The sequence below is a fragment of the Paenibacillus sp. FSL P4-0113 genome, from assembly GCF_038009305.1.
Lineage (GTDB): Bacteria > Bacillota > Bacilli > Paenibacillales > Paenibacillaceae > Paenibacillus > Paenibacillus polymyxa_D.
The window spans coordinates 1-18,538 of record NZ_JBBPAZ010000002.1; the positions used below are offsets into that span (position 1 = coordinate 1).

Annotated in this window: 19 protein-coding genes and 1 other annotated feature; of the genes, 12 read left to right on the forward strand and 7 right to left on the reverse strand. The window is 46.6% G+C overall.

Annotated features, from left to right (window positions below; translation table 11 throughout):
- The first annotated feature begins 176 nt into the window (after nucleotides 1-176).
- Nucleotides 177-689, forward strand: a complete 513-nt coding sequence (msrA, locus tag MKX46_RS24575; protein WP_341071945.1) for a peptide-methionine (S)-S-oxide reductase MsrA — start codon at nucleotides 177-179, stop codon at nucleotides 687-689.
- 124 nt (nucleotides 690-813) lie between these two features.
- Nucleotides 814-1,749 (forward strand): divergent polysaccharide deacetylase family protein, encoded by a 936-nt coding sequence (locus MKX46_RS24580; protein WP_341071946.1) that lies wholly within the window; start codon nucleotides 814-816, stop codon nucleotides 1,747-1,749.
- On the opposite strand, the gene MKX46_RS24585 is transcribed toward MKX46_RS24580, so the two are convergent.
- On the reverse strand, nucleotides 1,724-2,485 hold the full coding sequence (locus MKX46_RS24585; protein ID WP_340931893.1) for an N-acetylmuramoyl-L-alanine amidase: 762 nt from the start codon (nucleotides 2,483-2,485) through the stop codon (nucleotides 1,724-1,726). The genes MKX46_RS24580 and MKX46_RS24585 overlap by 26 nt on opposite strands.
- A 208-nt stretch (nucleotides 2,486-2,693) precedes the next feature.
- On the opposite strand from MKX46_RS24585, the gene MKX46_RS24590 reads away from it, so the two are divergent.
- A complete protein-coding gene (locus MKX46_RS24590) occupies nucleotides 2,694-2,885 on the forward strand; it encodes a YqzE family protein (RefSeq protein ID WP_029516735.1) in 192 nt (63 codons plus the stop codon).
- Between the two features lie 99 nt (nucleotides 2,886-2,984).
- On the opposite strand, the gene MKX46_RS24595 is transcribed toward MKX46_RS24590, so the two are convergent.
- The 4 genes from MKX46_RS24595 to MKX46_RS24610 all read right to left on the reverse strand — a co-directional run bounded on the left by MKX46_RS24595 (nucleotide 2,985) and on the right by MKX46_RS24610 (nucleotide 8,048).
- On the reverse strand, nucleotides 2,985-4,046 hold the full coding sequence (locus MKX46_RS24595) for a hypothetical protein (protein ID WP_341071947.1): 1,062 nt from the start codon (nucleotides 4,044-4,046) through the stop codon (nucleotides 2,985-2,987).
- A gap of 259 nt (nucleotides 4,047-4,305) precedes the next feature.
- On the reverse strand, nucleotides 4,306-5,256 hold the full coding sequence (locus tag MKX46_RS24600) for a YqhG family protein (RefSeq protein WP_029516737.1): 951 nt from the start codon (nucleotides 5,254-5,256) through the stop codon (nucleotides 4,306-4,308).
- A gap of 1 nt (nucleotide 5,257) precedes the next feature.
- Nucleotides 5,258-7,072, reverse strand: a complete 1,815-nt coding sequence (locus MKX46_RS24605) for a DEAD/DEAH box helicase (protein WP_069011346.1) — start codon at nucleotides 7,070-7,072, stop codon at nucleotides 5,258-5,260.
- Nucleotides 7,073-7,208: 136 nt separating this feature from the next.
- On the reverse strand, nucleotides 7,209-8,048 hold the full coding sequence (locus MKX46_RS24610) for a helix-turn-helix transcriptional regulator (RefSeq protein ID WP_023988057.1): 840 nt from the start codon (nucleotides 8,046-8,048) through the stop codon (nucleotides 7,209-7,211).
- Nucleotides 8,049-8,211: 163 nt separating this feature from the next.
- Between MKX46_RS24610 and fabF the strand changes: the two genes are divergently transcribed.
- The 3 genes from fabF (at nucleotide 8,212) to MKX46_RS24625 (ending at nucleotide 11,545) form a co-directional block, all read left to right on the forward strand.
- Nucleotides 8,212-9,450, forward strand: a complete 1,239-nt coding sequence (fabF, locus tag MKX46_RS24615; protein ID WP_029516739.1) for a beta-ketoacyl-ACP synthase II — start codon at nucleotides 8,212-8,214, stop codon at nucleotides 9,448-9,450.
- A 293-nt stretch (nucleotides 9,451-9,743) separates the two neighbouring features.
- The gene (locus MKX46_RS24620) at nucleotides 9,744-10,697 is read left to right on the forward strand and encodes a helix-turn-helix transcriptional regulator (protein ID WP_029516740.1); all 954 of its coding nucleotides are present in this window, start codon (nucleotides 9,744-9,746) and stop codon (nucleotides 10,695-10,697) included.
- 107 nt (nucleotides 10,698-10,804) lie between these two features.
- Nucleotides 10,805-11,545, forward strand: a complete 741-nt coding sequence (locus MKX46_RS24625; RefSeq protein WP_029516741.1) for a zinc ribbon domain-containing protein — start codon at nucleotides 10,805-10,807, stop codon at nucleotides 11,543-11,545.
- An 86-nt stretch (nucleotides 11,546-11,631) separates the two neighbouring features.
- Here MKX46_RS24625 and MKX46_RS24630 read toward each other — a convergent pair whose 3' ends face one another.
- Nucleotides 11,632-12,867, reverse strand: a complete 1,236-nt coding sequence (locus MKX46_RS24630) for an MFS transporter (protein ID WP_341071949.1) — start codon at nucleotides 12,865-12,867, stop codon at nucleotides 11,632-11,634.
- 195 nt (nucleotides 12,868-13,062) lie between these two features.
- Here MKX46_RS24630 and MKX46_RS24635 point away from each other — a divergent pair, with 195 nt between their 5' ends.
- Genes MKX46_RS24635 through MKX46_RS24650 form a run of 4 tightly spaced genes read left to right on the forward strand, consistent with a single transcriptional unit; the run spans nucleotide 13,063 to nucleotide 15,269 of the window.
- Complete coding sequence (locus MKX46_RS24635; protein WP_029516743.1) at nucleotides 13,063-13,650, forward strand: TetR/AcrR family transcriptional regulator; 588 nt, start codon at nucleotides 13,063-13,065, stop codon at nucleotides 13,648-13,650.
- A 22-nt stretch (nucleotides 13,651-13,672) separates the two neighbouring features.
- Nucleotides 13,673-14,065, forward strand: a complete 393-nt coding sequence (locus MKX46_RS24640; protein WP_029516744.1) for a hypothetical protein — start codon at nucleotides 13,673-13,675, stop codon at nucleotides 14,063-14,065.
- 32 nt (nucleotides 14,066-14,097) lie between these two features.
- Nucleotides 14,098-14,688: an O-acetyl-ADP-ribose deacetylase gene (locus MKX46_RS24645; protein ID WP_341071950.1), complete on the forward strand. Its 591-nt coding sequence runs from the start codon at nucleotides 14,098-14,100 to the stop codon at nucleotides 14,686-14,688.
- Between the two features lie 20 nt (nucleotides 14,689-14,708).
- Complete coding sequence (locus tag MKX46_RS24650) at nucleotides 14,709-15,269, forward strand: GrpB family protein (protein WP_029516746.1); 561 nt, start codon at nucleotides 14,709-14,711, stop codon at nucleotides 15,267-15,269.
- A gap of 177 nt (nucleotides 15,270-15,446) precedes the next feature.
- Here MKX46_RS24650 and MKX46_RS24655 read toward each other — a convergent pair whose 3' ends face one another.
- A complete protein-coding gene (locus tag MKX46_RS24655; protein ID WP_029516747.1) occupies nucleotides 15,447-16,631 on the reverse strand; it encodes an aminotransferase class I/II-fold pyridoxal phosphate-dependent enzyme in 1,185 nt (394 codons plus the stop codon).
- A gap of 43 nt (nucleotides 16,632-16,674) precedes the next feature.
- Nucleotides 16,675-16,913 (reverse strand) — a binding site (T-box leader).
- Between the two features lie 189 nt (nucleotides 16,914-17,102).
- Between MKX46_RS24655 and MKX46_RS24660 the strand changes: the two genes are divergently transcribed.
- Nucleotides 17,103-17,711: a DUF1349 domain-containing protein gene (locus MKX46_RS24660; protein WP_340885031.1), complete on the forward strand. Its 609-nt coding sequence runs from the start codon at nucleotides 17,103-17,105 to the stop codon at nucleotides 17,709-17,711.
- 95 nt (nucleotides 17,712-17,806) lie between these two features.
- On the forward strand, nucleotides 17,807-18,517 hold the full coding sequence (locus tag MKX46_RS24665) for a DUF1361 domain-containing protein (protein ID WP_165147743.1): 711 nt from the start codon (nucleotides 17,807-17,809) through the stop codon (nucleotides 18,515-18,517).
- Nucleotides 18,518-18,538 lie beyond the last annotated feature (21 nt).

An 18,538-nucleotide genomic window follows, 5' to 3' on the forward strand; every position in this document is an offset into this window, starting at 1 on the left:
CATTAGAAAAGGTCTATAGAATTGCTCTCGTAGCAGTTTTAGAGACCTTTTTCTTATATTTCTGGGGATTTGCTCATAGTTTAAGCTGAACACGTTTCTTGTCTTCACGCAAACTATGGATTTCCAGATATGATAGAAAGATTTTATAATGAAGTTATTGAAAGGTTGGATGTAAGATGGAGAAAGCAACTTTTGCAGGTGGGTGCTTCTGGTGTATGGTGACTCCGTTTGAAGAGCAGCCGGGCATTCATGGCATTGTGTCAGGATACACTGGAGGAACGATTCCCGATCCCACCTATGAGCAGGTTAAAACAGGAACTACAGGTCACTACGAGGTGGTGCAGATTACGTTTGAGCCTGAGCTGTTTCCTTATGAAAAGCTGCTCGAATTATATTGGCCACAAACAGACCCTACCGACGGGGAAGGTCAATTTCAGGACCGGGGCACACAGTATAAACCCGCAATTTTTTATCATACAGAGCAGCAACGTGAGCTTGCGCAACAGTCCAAGGAGCAGTTGGCACAAAGTGGACGCTTTGATAAGCCAATTGCAACGGAGATCCTTCCGGCTTCGATTTTTTATCCAGCAGAGGATTATCATCAGGATTACCACAAGAAAAACGTGAAGCACTATAAGGAGGATCGGGCTCAATCGGGCCGTGATGAATTTATTGATAAGAACTGGTAAGCGGCTTTAACATACGTTTCTACGCACGATAAGGCAGATTAGAGAGTATTCCATGGTCTGCCTTATACATATTTAGACGAGGTTACTCACACAATGAAGGGACAGAGAAGGAGGCTGACCCGCAATGAGTACACGACGGAAGCTGCACATGAGAAATATAATAAAAAAGGCTTTAAAGGCATCTCGCGCTCGGAAAGAGCCAGCTTATGTACCTGTATTCCATTCAAGCTCCAAAATACGAAGAACCGTAGTTCTCTGTATTTCGGTATGCATGTTATTCATGGTCTGTAGTACTGGTGTTGCAGAAGCAATAGACAAACAGGACGAGCGGCAAAAGATGGTTGCTGTCATTATTGATGATCTTGGAAACAACATGAAAGGGACTGAGCAAATTTTAAATTTGCCCGTTAAGATTACCGTTGCTGTGATGCCCTTCCTGCCTACAACCAAGCAGGACGCAATGGAAGCACATAAGCGCGGTCATGATGTCATCGTCCATCTTCCAATGGAGCCAAAACAGGGAAAGCCCGAATGGCTTGGGCCCGGAGCAATTAAGGCTAATATGACGGATGAAGAAGTGCGCGCGAAGGTGACAGCAGCCATTAAGGATGTTCCTTATGCGATAGGAATGAACAACCACATGGGTTCCAAGGTCACTTCAGATAAGCGCATTATGTCCATAGTTCTTGATGTTTGTAAGGAGCATGGACTATTTTTTGTCGATAGCCGTACTAATTATTGGTCAGTGGTGCCTGAACTTGCCGCTAAAAAGGGAATGCCTCCGGTACGCAATAATGTTTTTCTGGATGATGTTCATACCCTCGCCCATGTGAATCGGCAACTTACAAGAGTGGTTGAATGGCTGGATGAGCACAATACCTGCGTAACAATTGGGCATGTCGGCGTGTCGGGCATGTACACGTCCTCCGCTCTTCATTCGTCGGTTCCCAAGCTAAAGGAGCAGGCCAAATTTGTGGGTATTAGCGATTTGGTGCGAGCTGTATGGGGATGGACGGGAGACCCAGCCATCAATACTACCATGCCGTCAGATGTGCAATAATGCCTTCGGCAATAGCTCCGGCAATGCTTTTTTGGCCACGATCCTCAGAAAGCATAGCTCTGTCCTGTTCGTTACTGATAAATCCGGTTTCCACAATGACAGCAGGATGCTGGATTTTATTCAAAAGATAAAAGGGTTTTCCGTACACTGTTTTTCTATTCATGCAAAATAAGCGGTTTAATGAATGCTGAATCCGTTCAGCTAACAGATAGCTGCTGCCTTCATCCTGATACAGCACAATGGGTCCCCGTTTTTCGGCACGTTTGGTCCAATTGACATGCAGGCTTACAACCAAAGCGGTGGGCAGTTGTTCTGTTAGGCTTTTACGTTGGGCGAGGTCTTTAAGATGCCGGGATTTGGACTGTAGCCAACGGTTGTCGTCACTCAGTGCGTAATCCTTGTCCCGATTCAGAACAGCAGGATATCCCTGGGATCGTAAAATCAAGTACAGCTTTTGAGCAATGGCGAGATTGATGTCTTTTTCCAAAATTCCTTTGTGACTTGCTCCACCATCCACACCGCCATGACCTACATCAATCAGGACAACGGGCTTGGCAAAAGCGTGATAGGACGAATGTACGTTGGGCGGAACATCTGTATACTTGTTCGGTTCGTTACTTTTATCGTCGGGCTGAGCAGCTATATAGGTAAATGGGGCAAATACAGCACTGCAAAGGATGCATAGACTCAATCCCAGCCTTGTCAGCCCTATCTTGTTTAACTTTTTATTCCGCACGTTCTATTCCTCCAGTGGACGAATTGATTATTTACTGATTGAAGATAGTATGTTCCATTTAAGGGAAACCATGCATAGTTATTCCCACAAGGGTTAGACCTTTTGGAAAATGAGCAAGCTAGTTGTATCTGCACCTAACGTGTAAATCCGATATTTCCAAGCAACGTAAATGGAAAGGATGGGCGCAGATTGAAGGAGGTCATGGAGGATGGCGAAGAGTGACGAACTGGTGACGTATATTACGCAGCGGATTGTTCGCTATATGGAAACGCCGCGTGATGTTCGGCGCAGTCAAAAACAAGCCAGAGAGCCGTGGGGGAGCAAATGGTTTGGCATGTTGCCTCTCGCTCTGAAAATGTGGATGAAATCCACACGCAGAGGGCGAAGGGAGCGACATTAAGCTCGCCAAAGAGACCACAAGAGGCATAGGGTATGCCATTTTGAGGTCTCTTTTTATGTTGTAGAGATCATTCCGAATCATTATCATGTTTCTTTATAACTAGGAGTCCAAACGATAGAATTCGCCAGCTGATAATAACTTTTTTAATGGTACAAATCGGGAAAGTCCATGATGGTAAGTTAACGCATATAAATTGGATTGGGACGGATGATCTGGGGATATCCAGGACTGATACCCACTAATAGATAAGGGACCTCCAAAGGCAAAATTGATACCTGTGGCAGAAAATATAATACGCAGCGAAATACTCAGTGTATCCATAAATTGGCCTGTGTTACGGACGGAAAGCTTTTGTTTGGGTTGAAGCCACCCCAGGTCGTCATAGGGATCGAAAGGAGCAGACAAGACCGTAACCGCCTGCGCCTGTGTTTTCAAAAAGGGTACAGATGAAGAGAATGCGTTGTTTTGGAGCTTATGTTTCCAACTCCCATCTGCCACTTCTACAGGTAACGGATCGCCAGTTAGAGCATCAATACATATTTGGCTGCCTGTAGAGGAACGCACCAGCCAGTAGGCTAGTAGCGGTTCCTCATACATAGGTGTGATTTGCAGCTTGTCGATAGATGAAAGATCGGTTTCTGTGAGCGACACCAGAGATTGGCGAAGTACATCCATACTATAAGGTCCACCTGGACCATTCCCATATTCGTTGAGTTGATATGCGCCATTTGAGTCTGATCCGATAATCAGGTAGCCGATGTATTCTCCTGCGCGGTTTACTTGAACGAGCCAACTATGGGTTCCAGGTCCGAGCGGATGATAGCTCAGCTCAGCATCTTTCCACAAGGAAAAAGGGGGTTGGGACGATAAGGATTGTACCTTGTTGTCCGCAGCTTGTTTTACGCCCGTAGGTACGCCTTGCTCCTGTGTAGGAAAACTTGCTGAAACGTCATCCTGGGAAGGGGAAGGAGTAGCAGGACTCGCGGATTCCAATGGAGGAACCCGCGAGCTATCGTTGTAAAGAGACTCCGAGTTTAAATTGTTGTCTTGAGCGACTGAGGGAGCCGCATGAATGGAAGTGAGCGGACAGACTGCGGACAGGCCGATCAGAACAGCTGCGATCATACCTATGCTATAGTGCCCGGAATGACTCTTCTTCAATGGTATCCACCTTTCTGTCGGCTTGATTGCCCGACGGAGGCATTCTTTTTTATCCAGCATACAGCCTGTCCCATAAAAAGACTGCTGCACCTTGTCGGCGTAAATGTCATATCCAGGTTCGCTTTTTGCTGTCGATACATAGGGGACATGTTTAACCAAACTTGTGGTTACAGCAGCGGAAACTGATGTAGGCTGAAGCAAGATGTTACAAGCTGACGATATCTCTGCAACTTTCCTGCGAAGGAGCGAGAGATATCGGTTACCGCAGATGAAATATCCCGCAGTTAATGGCGGATACGAGTACCTTTGGCTCATATTGCCATACCATTTCTTTACGGCGGGCTTGATGCTGCTCGGATATGGCTTCTTTTTTTTCCTCTTCCTCTTTCTGCTCCTTGATTAGATCTTCGTAGTAGTGGTCAATGACCTCCAATTCCTCGCGCAATCGTTCCTTCGCCTGCTCAGCCCAACCATAGTCTTGCTGACGGAGTTGTTCAGTGAGGTAGCTTTCAAGCGAGGTGGAAGCTTCCGGGACAGATAGCTTGGCAGGCTGTACATGCATATTGCCCGCCAGCAGCGGGCTGAGCTGCCGGGTTTCGAGCATGGCGCCAAAATCGGTTACAATGGTGCCGCTTTTGAGCGAAATACCTAGCCAATGAAGTTCCTCACGCTTCAAATCGCAAGCGAATTCAATTTTATAGCAGATGCTGAGCCAAGCTTCATAGACTACGGGAGAGCGGGCAGACAACTGACGGGCATCAGGCTGCTCAAACAAATAAACATATTTTCCTCCATCCCGTGCGGCTTCAAAAATTTGGTGCAGCCGACGGCTTCCATATCGAAGCTCCTCCTGCAAAATACGTCCAGGTCCCAATTGTGGTAACGTCGGTACATGACCGAAGTAACGCCCCATGACCTGATCTTGTGCTGCGTTGCCTGATGCTGGAGTTGGGGGTGTATGGTCCGCTAAACGTTCCTGTTCTGTGCGATAGGCTTCCCCATCAAAGATGAAGGTGAAGGACATCGTCTGCGCTGGAACGCCAGTACGCTCCACGTATCCCCAATAGTAGGGCCGGTTTGTTAAGGCTTTATCCGCTTCTGGAGAAAGCTTGACGGTTACATGGTGGGGTGACCTCTCAATGACACTGCATCCGGTAGCTTCCAGATAGGTGTGGACAAAACGCTGGACTTGCTGTGCATCCATGGTCAAACTAGCGACCTCCCTTCACACTGCGTCGAGCTTTACCCGGAGGAACCGTATTGCCTGCTAAGCCTAATAAGTTCTCGGTGTTTGGCTGGTCTGTGCGCAGTTGTTCCATTTCCTGTTTGATGGAATCCAGCGAGTGGCCCAGTTTTTGCATTTTTTTGCGAATTTCATCATCGCTACTGGATTCAAGCATGATTTTATACAAACTTTTTTCAATGGATTCTTTCTTCTCAAACTTCTCCAGAATAACGTCCAATCCGCCAATGACCATCTCAAACATATTTATTTTTTCATGCAGCAGATGTAGGATATGCTCCTCAATCGTTCCGGTTGTGGACAAGTTGAAAATATTAACATCATGCGTCTGTCCAAGTCGATGCACCCGTCCGATCCGCTGCTCCACGCGCATGGGGTTCCACGGTAAATCGAAGTTAATCATATGGTGACAAAATTGCAGGTTAATGCCTTCACCACCCGCTTCGGTGGCAATCATGACCTGAATGCGCCCACGGAACAGATCCATCATCCAATCCTTGCGTCCACGGTTCATACCGCCTCGGTAAGGAACAGCAGATAGGCCACGGTCACGGAAATAGTTCAGCAAATACTCCTGTGTGGCTCTGTATTCTGTAAAAATGATCACCTTTTCGTTCATCTGACGGATAAGCTCGAGCGCCTTTTCTGCTTTGGAATTGGCCTTGATCGCTTTAATGTGTGCAACCAAATCCCAGACACGATCGCGTAGGGGAGAGTCTGGAGCCATTTTTTTAGACAAATTGACCAGCGTCACGAACACAGCGTCCCGGCTGCTGCACACTTCCCGTTGAAGGGTAACGAGAGACAGCATGCTACTTAAATTTCCGCCATTCGCCTGGTATTGCTCTTTGACAAAAGAGGTTACCCCATCGTACAGCGCTTGCTCTTCCGGCGAAAGTTCCAAGTGAATATTGGAAACATTTCGTTTGGTGAATTGAACTGGGCCTTCTCCGCGACGATTGCGGATCATGACTTTAGACAGCTCATCCTTGAGCTGATCTTCATTTTTGGGCAGACGTTTATCTACAACAAAGTTGGCTGAAAAATCGCCATGTCTTCCCAATTGACCGGGCTTGAGCAGTGTAATCAGGTTAAACAGCTCAGACAGATCGTTTTGTACAGGTGTCGCTGTCAGGAGCAAACAATATTTTTTACGCAGCTTCATAATGAACTGGTAGTTGGATGTCTTTTTATTTTTCAGCTTATGGGCCTCGTCTATAATGAGCAGGTCATAATCGGTATCTAGCAGGATGTTACTATGGGGCTCTCGCTTGGCAGTATCCATAGAGGCCACGACAACCTCGGAAGACCAAGAATACGCTTTTTTCTGGGCGACAGCGGGAATACCGAATTTGCTGTTCAGCTCACGCACCCATTGTAGGACCAGGGATGCGGGTACAAGAATAAGCACTTTGGAAGCCAGCCCGCGAACCAGATATTCCTTTAGGATCATTCCAGCTTCGATCGTTTTGCCCAGGCCGACTTCATCGGCAAGAATGGCACGTCCGGACATTTGAAACAGTACCTTCCGAGCGGTATCCAGCTGATGGGGTAGTGGAGTGAGGTCTTGCAAATGCTGTAGACATTGAAGCTCATCGAAGTTCGGCACCAGTTTGACTTTTTCTGCCTCAATGGCCAGCTGATACAGATTCCAATCTCCCCAAGGGCCACCTTTGCGTAGGCGTTGGTCCAGCTCATCCTGCCAGCTTCGATCAAATTGCACCGGAACAGGCAGTGGCGCTTGATTGTGTATGTGCGGGGAACTTGTCGATTTGGCTTTCATGATGATTCCCTCCCTCCTGGTAGTAGCACAGTTGAAGCTCTTGGTTCTGTCACATACGTGGCATCTATTTTTGCACAGATCGTAGATGTAGTATGGACGGAAAATGATATCTTCATAACAGGAGGGATGAAATCCTTTAGCTGCCTTCCATTAACTTTTGGAGTTTGCTTTCCGTTGAGGTTTGCGCATTGGGGGTGTAGATACTGCAACGGAGATCAACACTGCCTTGTACCTGAAGAGAAGTTAGGTCAAATAGCATTTTGCCAGCCTTCGCATGACGAAATTCAATGAGCACCTCCGGTGCAGAGCTTACTTCGCTCTGATTCCAAAGCTCGTTAAACTCCGGGTAGGCCTGGCTCATATTTTGTATAAATTGTGCATACCAGGGATCTGTCACGTATTGCCCGTAATAAGCGCGGAAAATAGCAAGGAACCCCTTTACAAAGTGTTCCCAATTCACAGCTAGACTTTTAAACTCCTTTTTGGTGAATAGCAGTTCAATCATATTGCGTTGCTCATGTGGTAGCTCGGCAAAATCCATAAAAACATGAGCAGCAGCGGCGTTCCAGCCGACAATATGACAGCGCCGATCTGAAATAATAGCAGGGCAGTAGTGTAGCTCTTGTACGATCTTTTGCAGAGAGGGGGAAATGACGGCTTGCTCTGCAGGAGCAGGAAGGCTGTGAGACCCAGCCTCGATCGCCAAATCATACAAATATTTGCGCTCGTCTGTGTTCAACTGCAATGCGGCAGCAATAGCATCCAACACAGAGGCGGACACCTTAATATCTCGTCCTTGCTCCAGCCAGGTATACCAGGTCGTACTGACACCAGCCAGCTGAGCGACTTCTTCTCTGCGCAAGCCTGGTGTTCTCCGACGTGATCCTTGGGGGAGACCGACCATATGTGGGTGTAGGCGGGCTCTTTTTGTTTTTAGAAAAACAGATAGTGCTTCCAGACGTGCTTCCGTTTTCATAGGTATTTTCTCTCCATTCAATGGGTATATCCGAAGTGAGCCAATAAGGCGTGTACTATAGTAGTGTTCATTATACCAGGATAAACAAACACTTGTAATAGGATAAGACGAGGGTAAAATGAGGATTATAAGTAAGTCACCGAGCAGGAGGAATGAATAGCTTATGCAAAGAGTAGTGATAACAGGTATGGGTGTCGTTTCCCCACTGGGTAATGAAGTGGACACGTTGTGGAAGAATTTGCTGGAAGGCAATTCAGGTATACGTAAAATTGATACATTCGATGTGTCCGATTTGAAAGCACAAATTGCTGGACTGGTACAGGATTTTGATGCAGAAAAGCAATGGGGACGTAAAGATGCTAGACGAATGGATCGGTTTACTCAGTTTGCATTATATGCGGCAGAGCAAGCGCTCAAGGATTCCGGTCTGGAACTGGATCACACCGATTTGGAGCGTGTCGGTGTTTATGTGGGATCGGGAGTCGGCGGTTTGGATACGTTGGTGGACAATGTAGATGTACTGCTACAGCGTGGACCGGGCAGAGTTAGCCCGACGCTGGTACCCATGATGATCTCAAATATGGCTGCTGCTCAAATTAGTATCGCGTTTGGAGCGATGGGACCTACGCTTTCCCCCGTGACGGCTTGCTCTATTGGGAATACAGCAATTGGAGAGGCGTTTCGGACGATTCGTACAGGAGATGCGGATGTCATTTTTGCCGGTGGAGCTGAAGCAGCGGTGTCCCGATTGGCCTTGGCAAGTTTCGCTAATGCAACAGCCTTGTCCACACGTAACGAGGAGCCTTCGATAGCAAGCCGGCCGTTTGATCAAGATCGTGACGGTTTTGTCATGAGCGAAGGAGCAGGCATCCTAGTACTGGAGTCGCTGGAGCACGCTACCCGGAGGGGAGCGGAAATCTATGGTGAGGTCATCGGTTATGGAGCGAGTTCGGATGCTTATCACATGGTTGCACCGCATCCCGAAGGAACCGGAGCTTACTTGGCGATGAAAGCGGCCCTTCGTTCGGCTCACATCTCCCCGGAAGAAGTGGACGTGATCAGTGCCCACGCAACGAGTACAGCTGTAGGGGATACCGCTGAAACTTTGGCAATCCACAAACTGTTTGGCGACTATGCCTATCAGATTCCGGTTACTGCGAATAAGTCCATGCTGGGTCATATGCTGGGAGCTGCGGGCGGGGTCGAAGCGATTGCGCTTGTGCAAAGCCTACGGGAGGGCATCATTCCACCAACGATGCACCTGGACAATCCGGACCCGGCTTGCGATCTGGATTATGTGCCTCACGAAGCGCGCAAGGCTCTACTAAATATTGGGCTATCTAATTCTTTCGGCTTCGGTGGTCATAATGCGGTCATTGTGCTGAAGCGCTACGAATCATAATTTGTAAGGAGTTATTGAAACCTCAGGCATTCTATTCGGCTGGATAGAGTACCTGAGGTTATTTTAATTGAAGAATAACAGATTCATTTTAGATCCGGATTTTGCAAAATTCGATACTAGTGGCTCTGAAGTGCAAGATATAGACGAACTAAACCATTTCGATCTATATCTTGTTTATTGAAAGTCGCTCAATGGATTTTTGCTAAATCCCAAGATAAGAGATAGAGTAAGATGAAGGAATACGATGAGGAGTTCATGGCTTATTTTTATTAATGGTGAAAGGTTTTGAAAAAATGAAAATTGACCGATTGCTTTCTATCGTCATTTTGCTACTAAAGAAAAATAGAATACAAGCGAAGGAACTGGCTGATTTATATGAGGTTTCGATCCGGACGATCTATAGAGATATTGAAGCGATTAGTATGGCAGGTATTCCGGTGGTGACTTATCAGGGAGCCAATGGGGGGATCGGCTTGATGGAAGGATACCGCCTGGATCGCAGTATGTTGACGGATCATGATGTCAAGGACATTGTAATGGGGCTGCAGAGTTTGTCCTCGTCGTTGGGTGGCCCGAATGTGTCGCGGTTACTTCATAAATTTGAAAGTATTATACCAGAGTCTGGGAAAGAGCAATTTAGTGTCCATACCACACAGTTTATCGTCGATCATTCGGGATGGGGAAATCGGGCTGCGCAGGAAGGCAAATTGATAAAGGTAAAAGAAGCAATGAGCCAAGCGCGCACTGTCGCCTTTACCTATCGAAATGCGGGGGGAGCCATTACAGAACGGAATGTTGAACCGCATACGCTCGTTCTGAAAGGACAACAATGGTTTGTATATGCATATTGTCCCGATAGGGAGCAGTTTCGTCTATTCAAGCTTTCCCGCATGAGTGACCTTGTGGTTACAGAGACCGTTTTTGCTCGCAGGGATCTTTCTTATGAAGTGTTGCCGTGGAATGAGGGGCGGATGGAGGTATCCAGGGCCGTACAACCATTTACGCTACAATTTAACCGTAACTCAAGGCATCTGGCGGAGGACTGGTTTGGCGTAGAAGCATTGACCGAGCAGGAGGAAGGGATCTATACGGTCTCGGTCCCGTTTCCTGAGGATGCATGGGCGTACGGATTTATTTTAAGCCTGGGACCGGATGTGGTTGTCAAAGAACCAGCCCATTTGCGGGATAAGATTCATAAGATGGCGCTGCGTATTGCGTCTAATTACGAAGAAGTTCGGGAATCATAAAGGAATTCTTAGATTAAAGTAAAACAAACCTGACCCATAGTTGTCAGGTTTGTTTCGTTATACTGGTGGCATACCTGATATCAGATAGCGAAAGGGGATTTACGAGGATGGATAAAGCTTGTCAAAGTTGTGGGATGCCGCTGGAGCATGAGGACCAATATGGAACGGATGCACAACATCATAAAACGGATGAGTATTGCAAGTATTGTTACAAGGAAGGCGAATTTGTACAGCCTGAATTGACTATGGAGGGGATGATTCAGCAGTGTGTGCCTATCCTGGTAGAAGAGGGGATGCAGGCAGAAGAAGCGACTTCGATGCTGCGTAATTACCTACCGCATTTGAAAAGGTGGAGGTCTTTAGAGGATACAGAGCTTCAACTTGATGGACCCATTCGGGAGGAATACCGAGGTGAAATCCATTTAATTGGACTAAAAGCACGTACAAATAATCAGAAGGAACAAACATCTCACGGGATCATTCCAAACATGTGGGAACGTTTTTGGAGCGAGGGTGTGCCAGGTCGGATCAGGGGGCATGAAGGATCTGCTTCCGTCTATGGTTGCTATACTGACTATGAAAATGGAGCTTTGGGCGAGTATACATTCTTTATCGGGAAGGAAGCGGCTGTTGATTTCCAAACTCCTGACGATCTTGAAGAACTTGTTATTCCGGCTGCACGCTACGCCATTTTTCAGACAACTCAGGAACCCTCTTCTATCTTCCGTGTATGGCAGACGATCTGGGAGTGGGCTGCCACGGGACAAGGGGAGCGGACATACACAGGTGATTTTGAAGTGTATGGCAGTCCTGATGAACCTGTTTTGATTTATATCGCAATCAAGTGATGATTTTGTCGTGACAGAAGAGAACCACCCGGTCATTGTCGTGGACCCGGCGGTTTTTTCTGATTCAATCCATAGCATTCTCCCCATCAAGTTGAACGTCGGGTCACAGCCCAAAAGATGAGAGCCAGAGCACTGACACCAGCTCCTAATAGACACACCCCGTTCCATCCGGCATAGATGTACATATGAGTGGAAGCAATAGCCCCGGTGGCGCTACCGATGGAATAAAATATCATGTAGCCTGCGGTAAGTCGGCTCCGTGCCTCAGGGCGAACATTGAAAATCAAGCTTTGGTTGGTGACATGTACAGCCTGTACGGCCAAATCCAAAAGTATTACGCCAAGAACTAAAGCGAACAAAGAATGCTCGGTGTAGCGGATAGGTAACCAGGACAGCAGCAATACAACGAGTGCGATACCTGTCGTCCGTTGTCCCAAGCCTTGATCAGCAAGACGCCCTGCTCGTGCTGCTGCTAATGCTCCGGCGACTCCAGCCAGGCCAAAGGCTCCGATGGCTGTATGTGAAAGAGATAGAGGCGGGGCACTGAGAGGTAACACAAGCGAAGTCCACAATATGCTGAATGCCATAAAAATGAGCAATGCAAGGACAGCGCGAATGCGTAGAATTCGTTCTTGCACGAACAACAAGATAACCGATCGGAGCAGCTGCGGATAGGAAAGTGTCGCACTCGTGGGTTCGTTCTTTGGCAACACCCGCAACAGAGCTACAGCCATAAACAGCGTAAGTATAGCAGAAACAAGGTAAACTGAACGCCAGCCTGCCAGATCAGTTAATACACCGGCCACGGTTCGTGCAAGCAGAATGCCGATAACGACTCCACTGGTCACCAGACCTACGACCTTACCCCGTTCAGTCGGATTAGCCAAGGTAGAGGCGAAAGCCACGAGTGTTTGAGTAACTACAGCCAGCAGTCCAACCATTGCCATTCCCATAAGCAGTATTGTACGAGTAGGAGCAAAGCTAACCACGCTTAATGCCAGCACGGACAGTAGCATTTGCCCAGCAATCAGCCGCCGTCGATTCAAAAGATCGCCAAGCGGGACGAGCAGCAATAAACCCAATGCATAACAAATTTGCGTGATGGTAATGACCATGCCTACCGATGAGTGCGTAATGCCAAATTCATTTGCCAGCGCATCCAGCAGTGGCTGTGCATAGTAAATGTTAGCGACAGCGAGCCCGCAGGCTATGGCAAATAGGAGTGCCACAGATCGGGACAGGGAGGGAATGGGGGCTGTTTCGGTAGCATTTGCTACCGTTTGATGAGGGAGGAGTACCGCTTTTTCTTCTGACGTCTTCATTTTCACATACCACATCGCTTTCTGTAAGTTACATACCGTTAAGTATAATATACCGATTGGTATGTAATTAATTTAGGTCAATATAACTCGTGCATATATGTTATGTCAAGAGTTTATCCTGTACATATTTGACAGTTCCTTTTCGTAATCATACAATCCTAATATACTGAACGATACGAAAAGAAGGAGCTGCTTATGGTTCGACCACGGGAATTTGATGAAGATCAAGCGTTGGATGCAGCGATGCAAATTTTTTGGGAAAAAGGATTCGAGGCTACCTCTTTAAGCGATTTAACCTTAAAAATGGGAATTCAGCGTCCTAGCATTTACGCTGCTTTTGGAGACAAGAAGCAATTATTCGAAGCCGCGCTGCGCAAATATACGCAATCTCATGCAGCTTGTGTAAGGGCTAAACTGCAAAATAGTTCATCTGTAAAAGAAGCATTTTACAATTTTTTTGGAGGAGTGGTGGCAGAAGAGTACGAGGAGGGACCCAATAAGGGATGCTTTTGCATCAACACGATGGTAGAATTAGCCCCTCATGATGAAAAATTCGAAATTTTAACTAGAGAACATCAAATGTATCTTTCTGCTGTCTTTCAGGAGACCCTCGAACGTGGTATTCAATCTGGGGAGCTTGAGGCGACTATGGATGCACGGGCTTTAGCGCATATGTTGGTCTCTTTGTTAATCGGGATTACCGTGATGATGAAATCACGCCCAGAGCGTTCTTTTGTGGATCATGCGGTTGCGACCGCACTTATGTTGCTGGATGGGAAATAGAGATGAAGGGAGGGGAGCGTGGATGCCACAGATAAAGGCCGTTCAAACCCCGATTGGAGTATTGTATGGACGAGATGCGATCTATTTGGACCATGTGCATATGAATTATTCGAAGAAGGAGCTGATTTTAAAGGGAGAGATTAATGGGGGGCTGGCAACGGAAGCAGCAGATGATTTTGTGCCTTATGAACTGATATTTACAGAAGTCTACTACTTCAACATGATTGAATTGGACGTCGCTTTGCACATGTCTGAACGGGAATATACGCAGGGCAGCAGCTTTGATGAGCTTATAGATACGCCGTTATTAGCTACAGTAGCAAGCGCACGGGGGAAAAATCTAAAGCACTATATGTTGAAAACCTATGACGATATAGTAGAAATTGCCTGTAGAGACTATAAGATGACTATATAAACGAGTTGATTTTTAGAAGAGGGAGAGGATCAATGGATACCCAAATTGAACTATTGAACGTGACAATACGTGTGTTGCAAGGGGATATTACCCGTTGTAAGGCGGATATTATTGTCAATGCAGCCAATACAAGCTTGCTGGGTGGCGGTGGCGTAGACGGCGCGATTCATAGGGCTGGCGGTCCGGCTATCTTAGAAGATTGTGTAAGTATCAGAAACAAGCAGGGTGGATGTCCCGTAGGAGAGGCAGTTTATACCACAGCTGGCAAGCTGGATGCCCAATATGTTATTCATACCGTCGGCCCTGTGTGGAATGGTGGCGACCATCGGGAAGAGGAGCTATTGGCGAAATGCTACCATAATACACTCCAATTAGCTTTAAAACTGAATGCACGAAGCATTGCCTTTCCGAATATCAGCACAGGCATCTACCGTTTCCCCAAAGAAAAGGCGGCGGATATTGCTATACAGGAAGTGACACGTTTTGTACGTGAACATGCCGGTTTGAATGAGATTATTTTTGTTTGTTTTGATGCGGAAAATGCTCAGTTATACAGCCGTAAGTTACAAGATGGTGTTAAGGATATTCAAAAAGATACAGTTGAAGAGAGAATACATGAATAGAAATTAGGGGGGGATCATGAATGCATGAGGAGCAAAACCAGGAACATTGGCCGGTGTGGGCTACGGAGCCTGTAAAAATAGTGAATCCTGATCCTGCCTGGTCAGAGCAGGGCCTAAAGATCATTCACCAGTTGCGGGAGTTATTACTGCCGTTTAAGGTGACGGAAATCGAACATATAGGAAGCACGGCAATTCCCAATCTTTCCGCTAAGCCCATTATTGACATAATGGCAAAATTAGAATCTTGGGATCAACTGGAACAGATCGTGTCTACTTTACAACCAGCAGGCTGGAACTATGTTCCGCCTGAATTGGACGGTCGGGAATGGAGAAGATTTTTGGTTAAAGTGGAACAGGATCAAAGAAAGGGACATCTGCATCTCATACTGAAATCTGATGAGCATTGGGATCGGCAGCTATTGTTTCGGAACCGACTTCGTGAACAGCCTGAGCTGATTCAGCAATATGATGTATTAAAAAGGCGGCTGGCGATGGAAAATCAGCATGATCGTGAAGCGTACACGGATGCCAAGACTGATTTTGTGCAAAACGTTCTGAATATCGGACATCCTAAAGACTAGGACGACCGGACATTCCGGGTACTTTCCGACCAAGCGCTGAAGTCTCCGACATTTGTTATTGCCGTGTAGGGGAATGGCCGGAAGGCTTGCCAGCACACCAGAAAAAGCTTATTCAGAAGCTGTTACAGTAGGGTTCATCCAGTACTCATGTTCATTTCAAGATAGGAAAAATCGCATTTACAGGCGCTTCAAAAATGCGCTAATGCGCTCTAAAGCCATTTCCAACTGATCTCGCGATGATGCATACGAGCAGCGGATAAAGCCCTCGCCGCCTGAGCCAAATGCGGAACCGGGTACAGTAATGACTCCTTCTTCTTCCAGCAACCGCTTGGCAAACTGCTCTGAGTTTAACCCTGTGTGCATAATGGAGGGAAAAGCATAGAAGGCACCGTTTGGTTCGTGACATGGCAGTCCTGTCTGACATAGGCCTTCAACGAACCATTTTCTACGCAGATTGTAGGACTCCATCATACGATCTTTTTCCTCCAGCCCGTTACGCAGGGATTCAATAGCGGCAATTTGCCCGATAATAGGAGCGCACATGGCGGTATATTGATGAATCTTCAGCATAGCTGAAATCAACTCTCTGGGGCCACACACATAGCCGACCCTCCAGCCTGTCATCGCAAATGCTTTGGAAAAGCCGCTGATGAGCAGGGTGCGCTCTTTCATTCCTGGCAGAGCAGCGAAGCTTACATGCTTCTGTCCATAGGTCAGTTCAGCATAAATTTCGTCTGATATGACGACAAGATTATGCTCCTCAACCAGGCGGGCAATCGGTAGCCAATCCTCATAGGTCATCACCCCACCCGTTGGATTATTCGGGTAACAGAGAATAAGCACTTTGGATCGTGGAGTCAGCTTGGCTTGAAGTGCCTCAGCTGTCAGCTTGAACTGCTGATTCGCAGAGGTTTCAACCGTTACGGTATGTCCTCCGTTCAGAAACGTGATGGGCGAATACGAAATATAACATGGAGCCGGAATGAGTATTTCATCGTGTGTTGAGATGAGGGCGCGTAGTGCCAAATCTAGGGCTTCACTGCTGCCAATGGTAACCATGATTTCATCTGTCGGGTTGTAGGATGTGTTGAAGTTGCTCTCCAGATACCCGGCAATCTCCTCACGAAGCTCAGGAAGACCGGCATTTGGTGTGTATGATGTTTTGCCATTTTCCAGTGCTGTGATACAGGCCTTTCTGACATGTTGAGGGGTTACAAAGTCGGGTTCACCGACACCAAGCGATACAATATCTTTTCTGCCTGTACTATATTCGAAAAACTTACGGATGCCTGAAGGCGGCATTTCCCGTACAGCTGGAGTCAAAAAATCGGTTATAGATACTACTGTCGATACATTTGTCATGATGATTTCCTCCTTTTTGAAAAACAAAAAAACCCGCCCCTGTAAAAGGGACGAGTTTATACCCGTGTTACCACCCTAGTTTCATTCCATAGGAAATGACACTCTGTTCACGTATCCATCAATACGTGTTCCGGTTAACGCTGGAAAGGCGGCAGAGCTTACTTCAGGTTCAGCCCGCTTCTCAGAGATGGCGTTCGGCTACCCTCGGAATGTTGGCTTTCACCTGCCCCAACTCTCTGCAAATCCGCTGTATAGCTTACTCGTTCTCGTCATTGAAATTTGTTACTGTATCAAGTTAGGTGTAATTATAAGCACAACATTTCAGGATGGCAAGTCTTTTTTTCATAAACTTTAAAGACATATCATCATTATTGACGACTGGAAAATAACGTATATAGTGGTATCAAGGGGATTGTGCCCCAGATTTCAATGTGTTATATGACTATATTGCCAGAGAGGAATGGTATCCATATGAACGTATTTGAACGCTTTAGCGATGAAGTTTTGCCGGCGGATTGGAGCTGGATCAATGAGCCGACAGAATGGAGATTTGATGATACCAAGTCTTTGCAAATTTTTGCACCTTCACAGGCAGATTTCTTTAGGGATCCGTCCGGCGCAGCGACTAAATCGTCCGCACCCTTTTTGCATACAACGCTTCAAGGTGATTTTACAATATGGACGAGGGTTCGTGTTGATATGAAGCAGCCTTATGATTCAGGATGTTTGATGATAATGGCGGATGATACCCGCTGGGCTAAGCTGTGTTTTGAATATTTCGAAAGCATTCCATCTATTCTTAGTGTGGTCACTCGGGATACATCTGATGATTGTATCTCTGGGGCGATGGACGTGTCCAATCCGTATTTACGAGTGGCACGAGCTGGAAATTGCTTTGCATTTCATTATTCATCAGATGGTCAGCATTGGAAGCTGGCGAGATATTTTGGGATGAATGTTCCTAACCAGCTAAAAGTCGGAGTTGTTGCTCAATCTCCCGTGGGGGAGGGCTGTGCTGTTACCTTTGATGCCTTGACGATAACAAACCATGTATCTGAGGACATACGAAACGTGGAGTAAACAGACAAAGACCCTCTTTCTTAATATGAAAGCGTTATAAAATTAGGATTAGAAAAGACGTATATACGCAACTCAGGCAGGAGGTAGATGGAAACTTGCTGTTAAGAAGGAAGGGTTACAAGCTGCCCAGTTTGTTGGGAGTGCTGCTTGTAGCTACGTTGGGCTGTTTCGGGCTCATTATGTATTTACAGTCCACAAGCGGAACGAGGATGTATCAATTTCTGTACTGGGATATATTCCTGGCCTGGGTTCCGGTCTTTATCACTCTCGGCATGATGGCTTTATCCAGACTGCGAAGTACAAAAGTGAGGAGTATTCTTTTATTTTTCTCTTTAATTGTATGGTTGTTTTTTCTGCCGAATGCTCTCTATTTGGTGACTGAGTTACTTCATGCGTTTCGTTTTTACGATGTGAATCCTGATACACGTTTTTGGTTGAACACCCAATTTTGGTTAATCTTATTTACGTCTTTTTCAGCAGCAGGGCTTGGCCTTTTTCTTACATCCCTTTGTGTGTTGGTGATCCATCATATGCTGAGGAGGATTTGTTCAAAGGGGCTCGCATGGGCTGTAGTTTTGGTGTTGTTGTGGCTGGACAGCATAGGCGTATATATAGGCAGATTTGCTCGCTGGAATAGCTGGGATGTGTTGTTGCAGCCACTGGTGCTCCTTACGGATATTTGGAGATGGGGAGTATATGCTGGACCTAGGCTTCATTTGCTGTCCTTTTGCTGGCTGGTGTTTGGGATAGCAGTCATTTTTTATTTATTGATCTATATCTCTTTAAGTGAGGATCAGGATGTTTAGGCCGAGGACATGTATTCCATG

Excerpts from the sequence above, each read along its gene's own strand:
- msrA (WP_341071945.1), top strand. The coding sequence starts at position 177 with ATGGAGAAAGCAACTTTTGCAGGTGGGTGCTTCTGGTGTATGGTGACT.
- MKX46_RS24580 (WP_341071946.1), top strand. The coding sequence starts at position 814 with ATGAGTACACGACGGAAGCTGCACATGAGAAATATAATAAAAAAGGCT.
- MKX46_RS24590 (WP_029516735.1), top strand. The coding sequence starts at position 2,694 with ATGGCGAAGAGTGACGAACTGGTGACGTATATTACGCAGCGGATTGTT.
- MKX46_RS24605 (WP_069011346.1), bottom strand. The coding sequence starts at position 7,072 with ATGAAAGCCAAATCGACAAGTTCCCCGCACATACACAATCAAGCGCCA.
- MKX46_RS24610 (WP_023988057.1), bottom strand. The coding sequence starts at position 8,048 with ATGAAAACGGAAGCACGTCTGGAAGCACTATCTGTTTTTCTAAAAACA.
- fabF (WP_029516739.1), top strand. The coding sequence starts at position 8,212 with ATGCAAAGAGTAGTGATAACAGGTATGGGTGTCGTTTCCCCACTGGGT.
- MKX46_RS24620 (WP_029516740.1), top strand. The coding sequence starts at position 9,744 with ATGAAAATTGACCGATTGCTTTCTATCGTCATTTTGCTACTAAAGAAA.
- MKX46_RS24625 (WP_029516741.1), top strand. The coding sequence starts at position 10,805 with ATGGATAAAGCTTGTCAAAGTTGTGGGATGCCGCTGGAGCATGAGGAC.
- MKX46_RS24630 (WP_341071949.1), bottom strand. The coding sequence starts at position 12,867 with ATGAAGACGTCAGAAGAAAAAGCGGTACTCCTCCCTCATCAAACGGTA.
- MKX46_RS24635 (WP_029516743.1), top strand. The coding sequence starts at position 13,063 with ATGGTTCGACCACGGGAATTTGATGAAGATCAAGCGTTGGATGCAGCG.
- MKX46_RS24640 (WP_029516744.1), top strand. The coding sequence starts at position 13,673 with ATGCCACAGATAAAGGCCGTTCAAACCCCGATTGGAGTATTGTATGGA.
- MKX46_RS24645 (WP_341071950.1), top strand. The coding sequence starts at position 14,098 with ATGGATACCCAAATTGAACTATTGAACGTGACAATACGTGTGTTGCAA.
- MKX46_RS24650 (WP_029516746.1), top strand. The coding sequence starts at position 14,709 with ATGCATGAGGAGCAAAACCAGGAACATTGGCCGGTGTGGGCTACGGAG.
- MKX46_RS24655 (WP_029516747.1), bottom strand. The coding sequence starts at position 16,631 with ATGACAAATGTATCGACAGTAGTATCTATAACCGATTTTTTGACTCCA.
- MKX46_RS24660 (WP_340885031.1), top strand. The coding sequence starts at position 17,103 with ATGAACGTATTTGAACGCTTTAGCGATGAAGTTTTGCCGGCGGATTGG.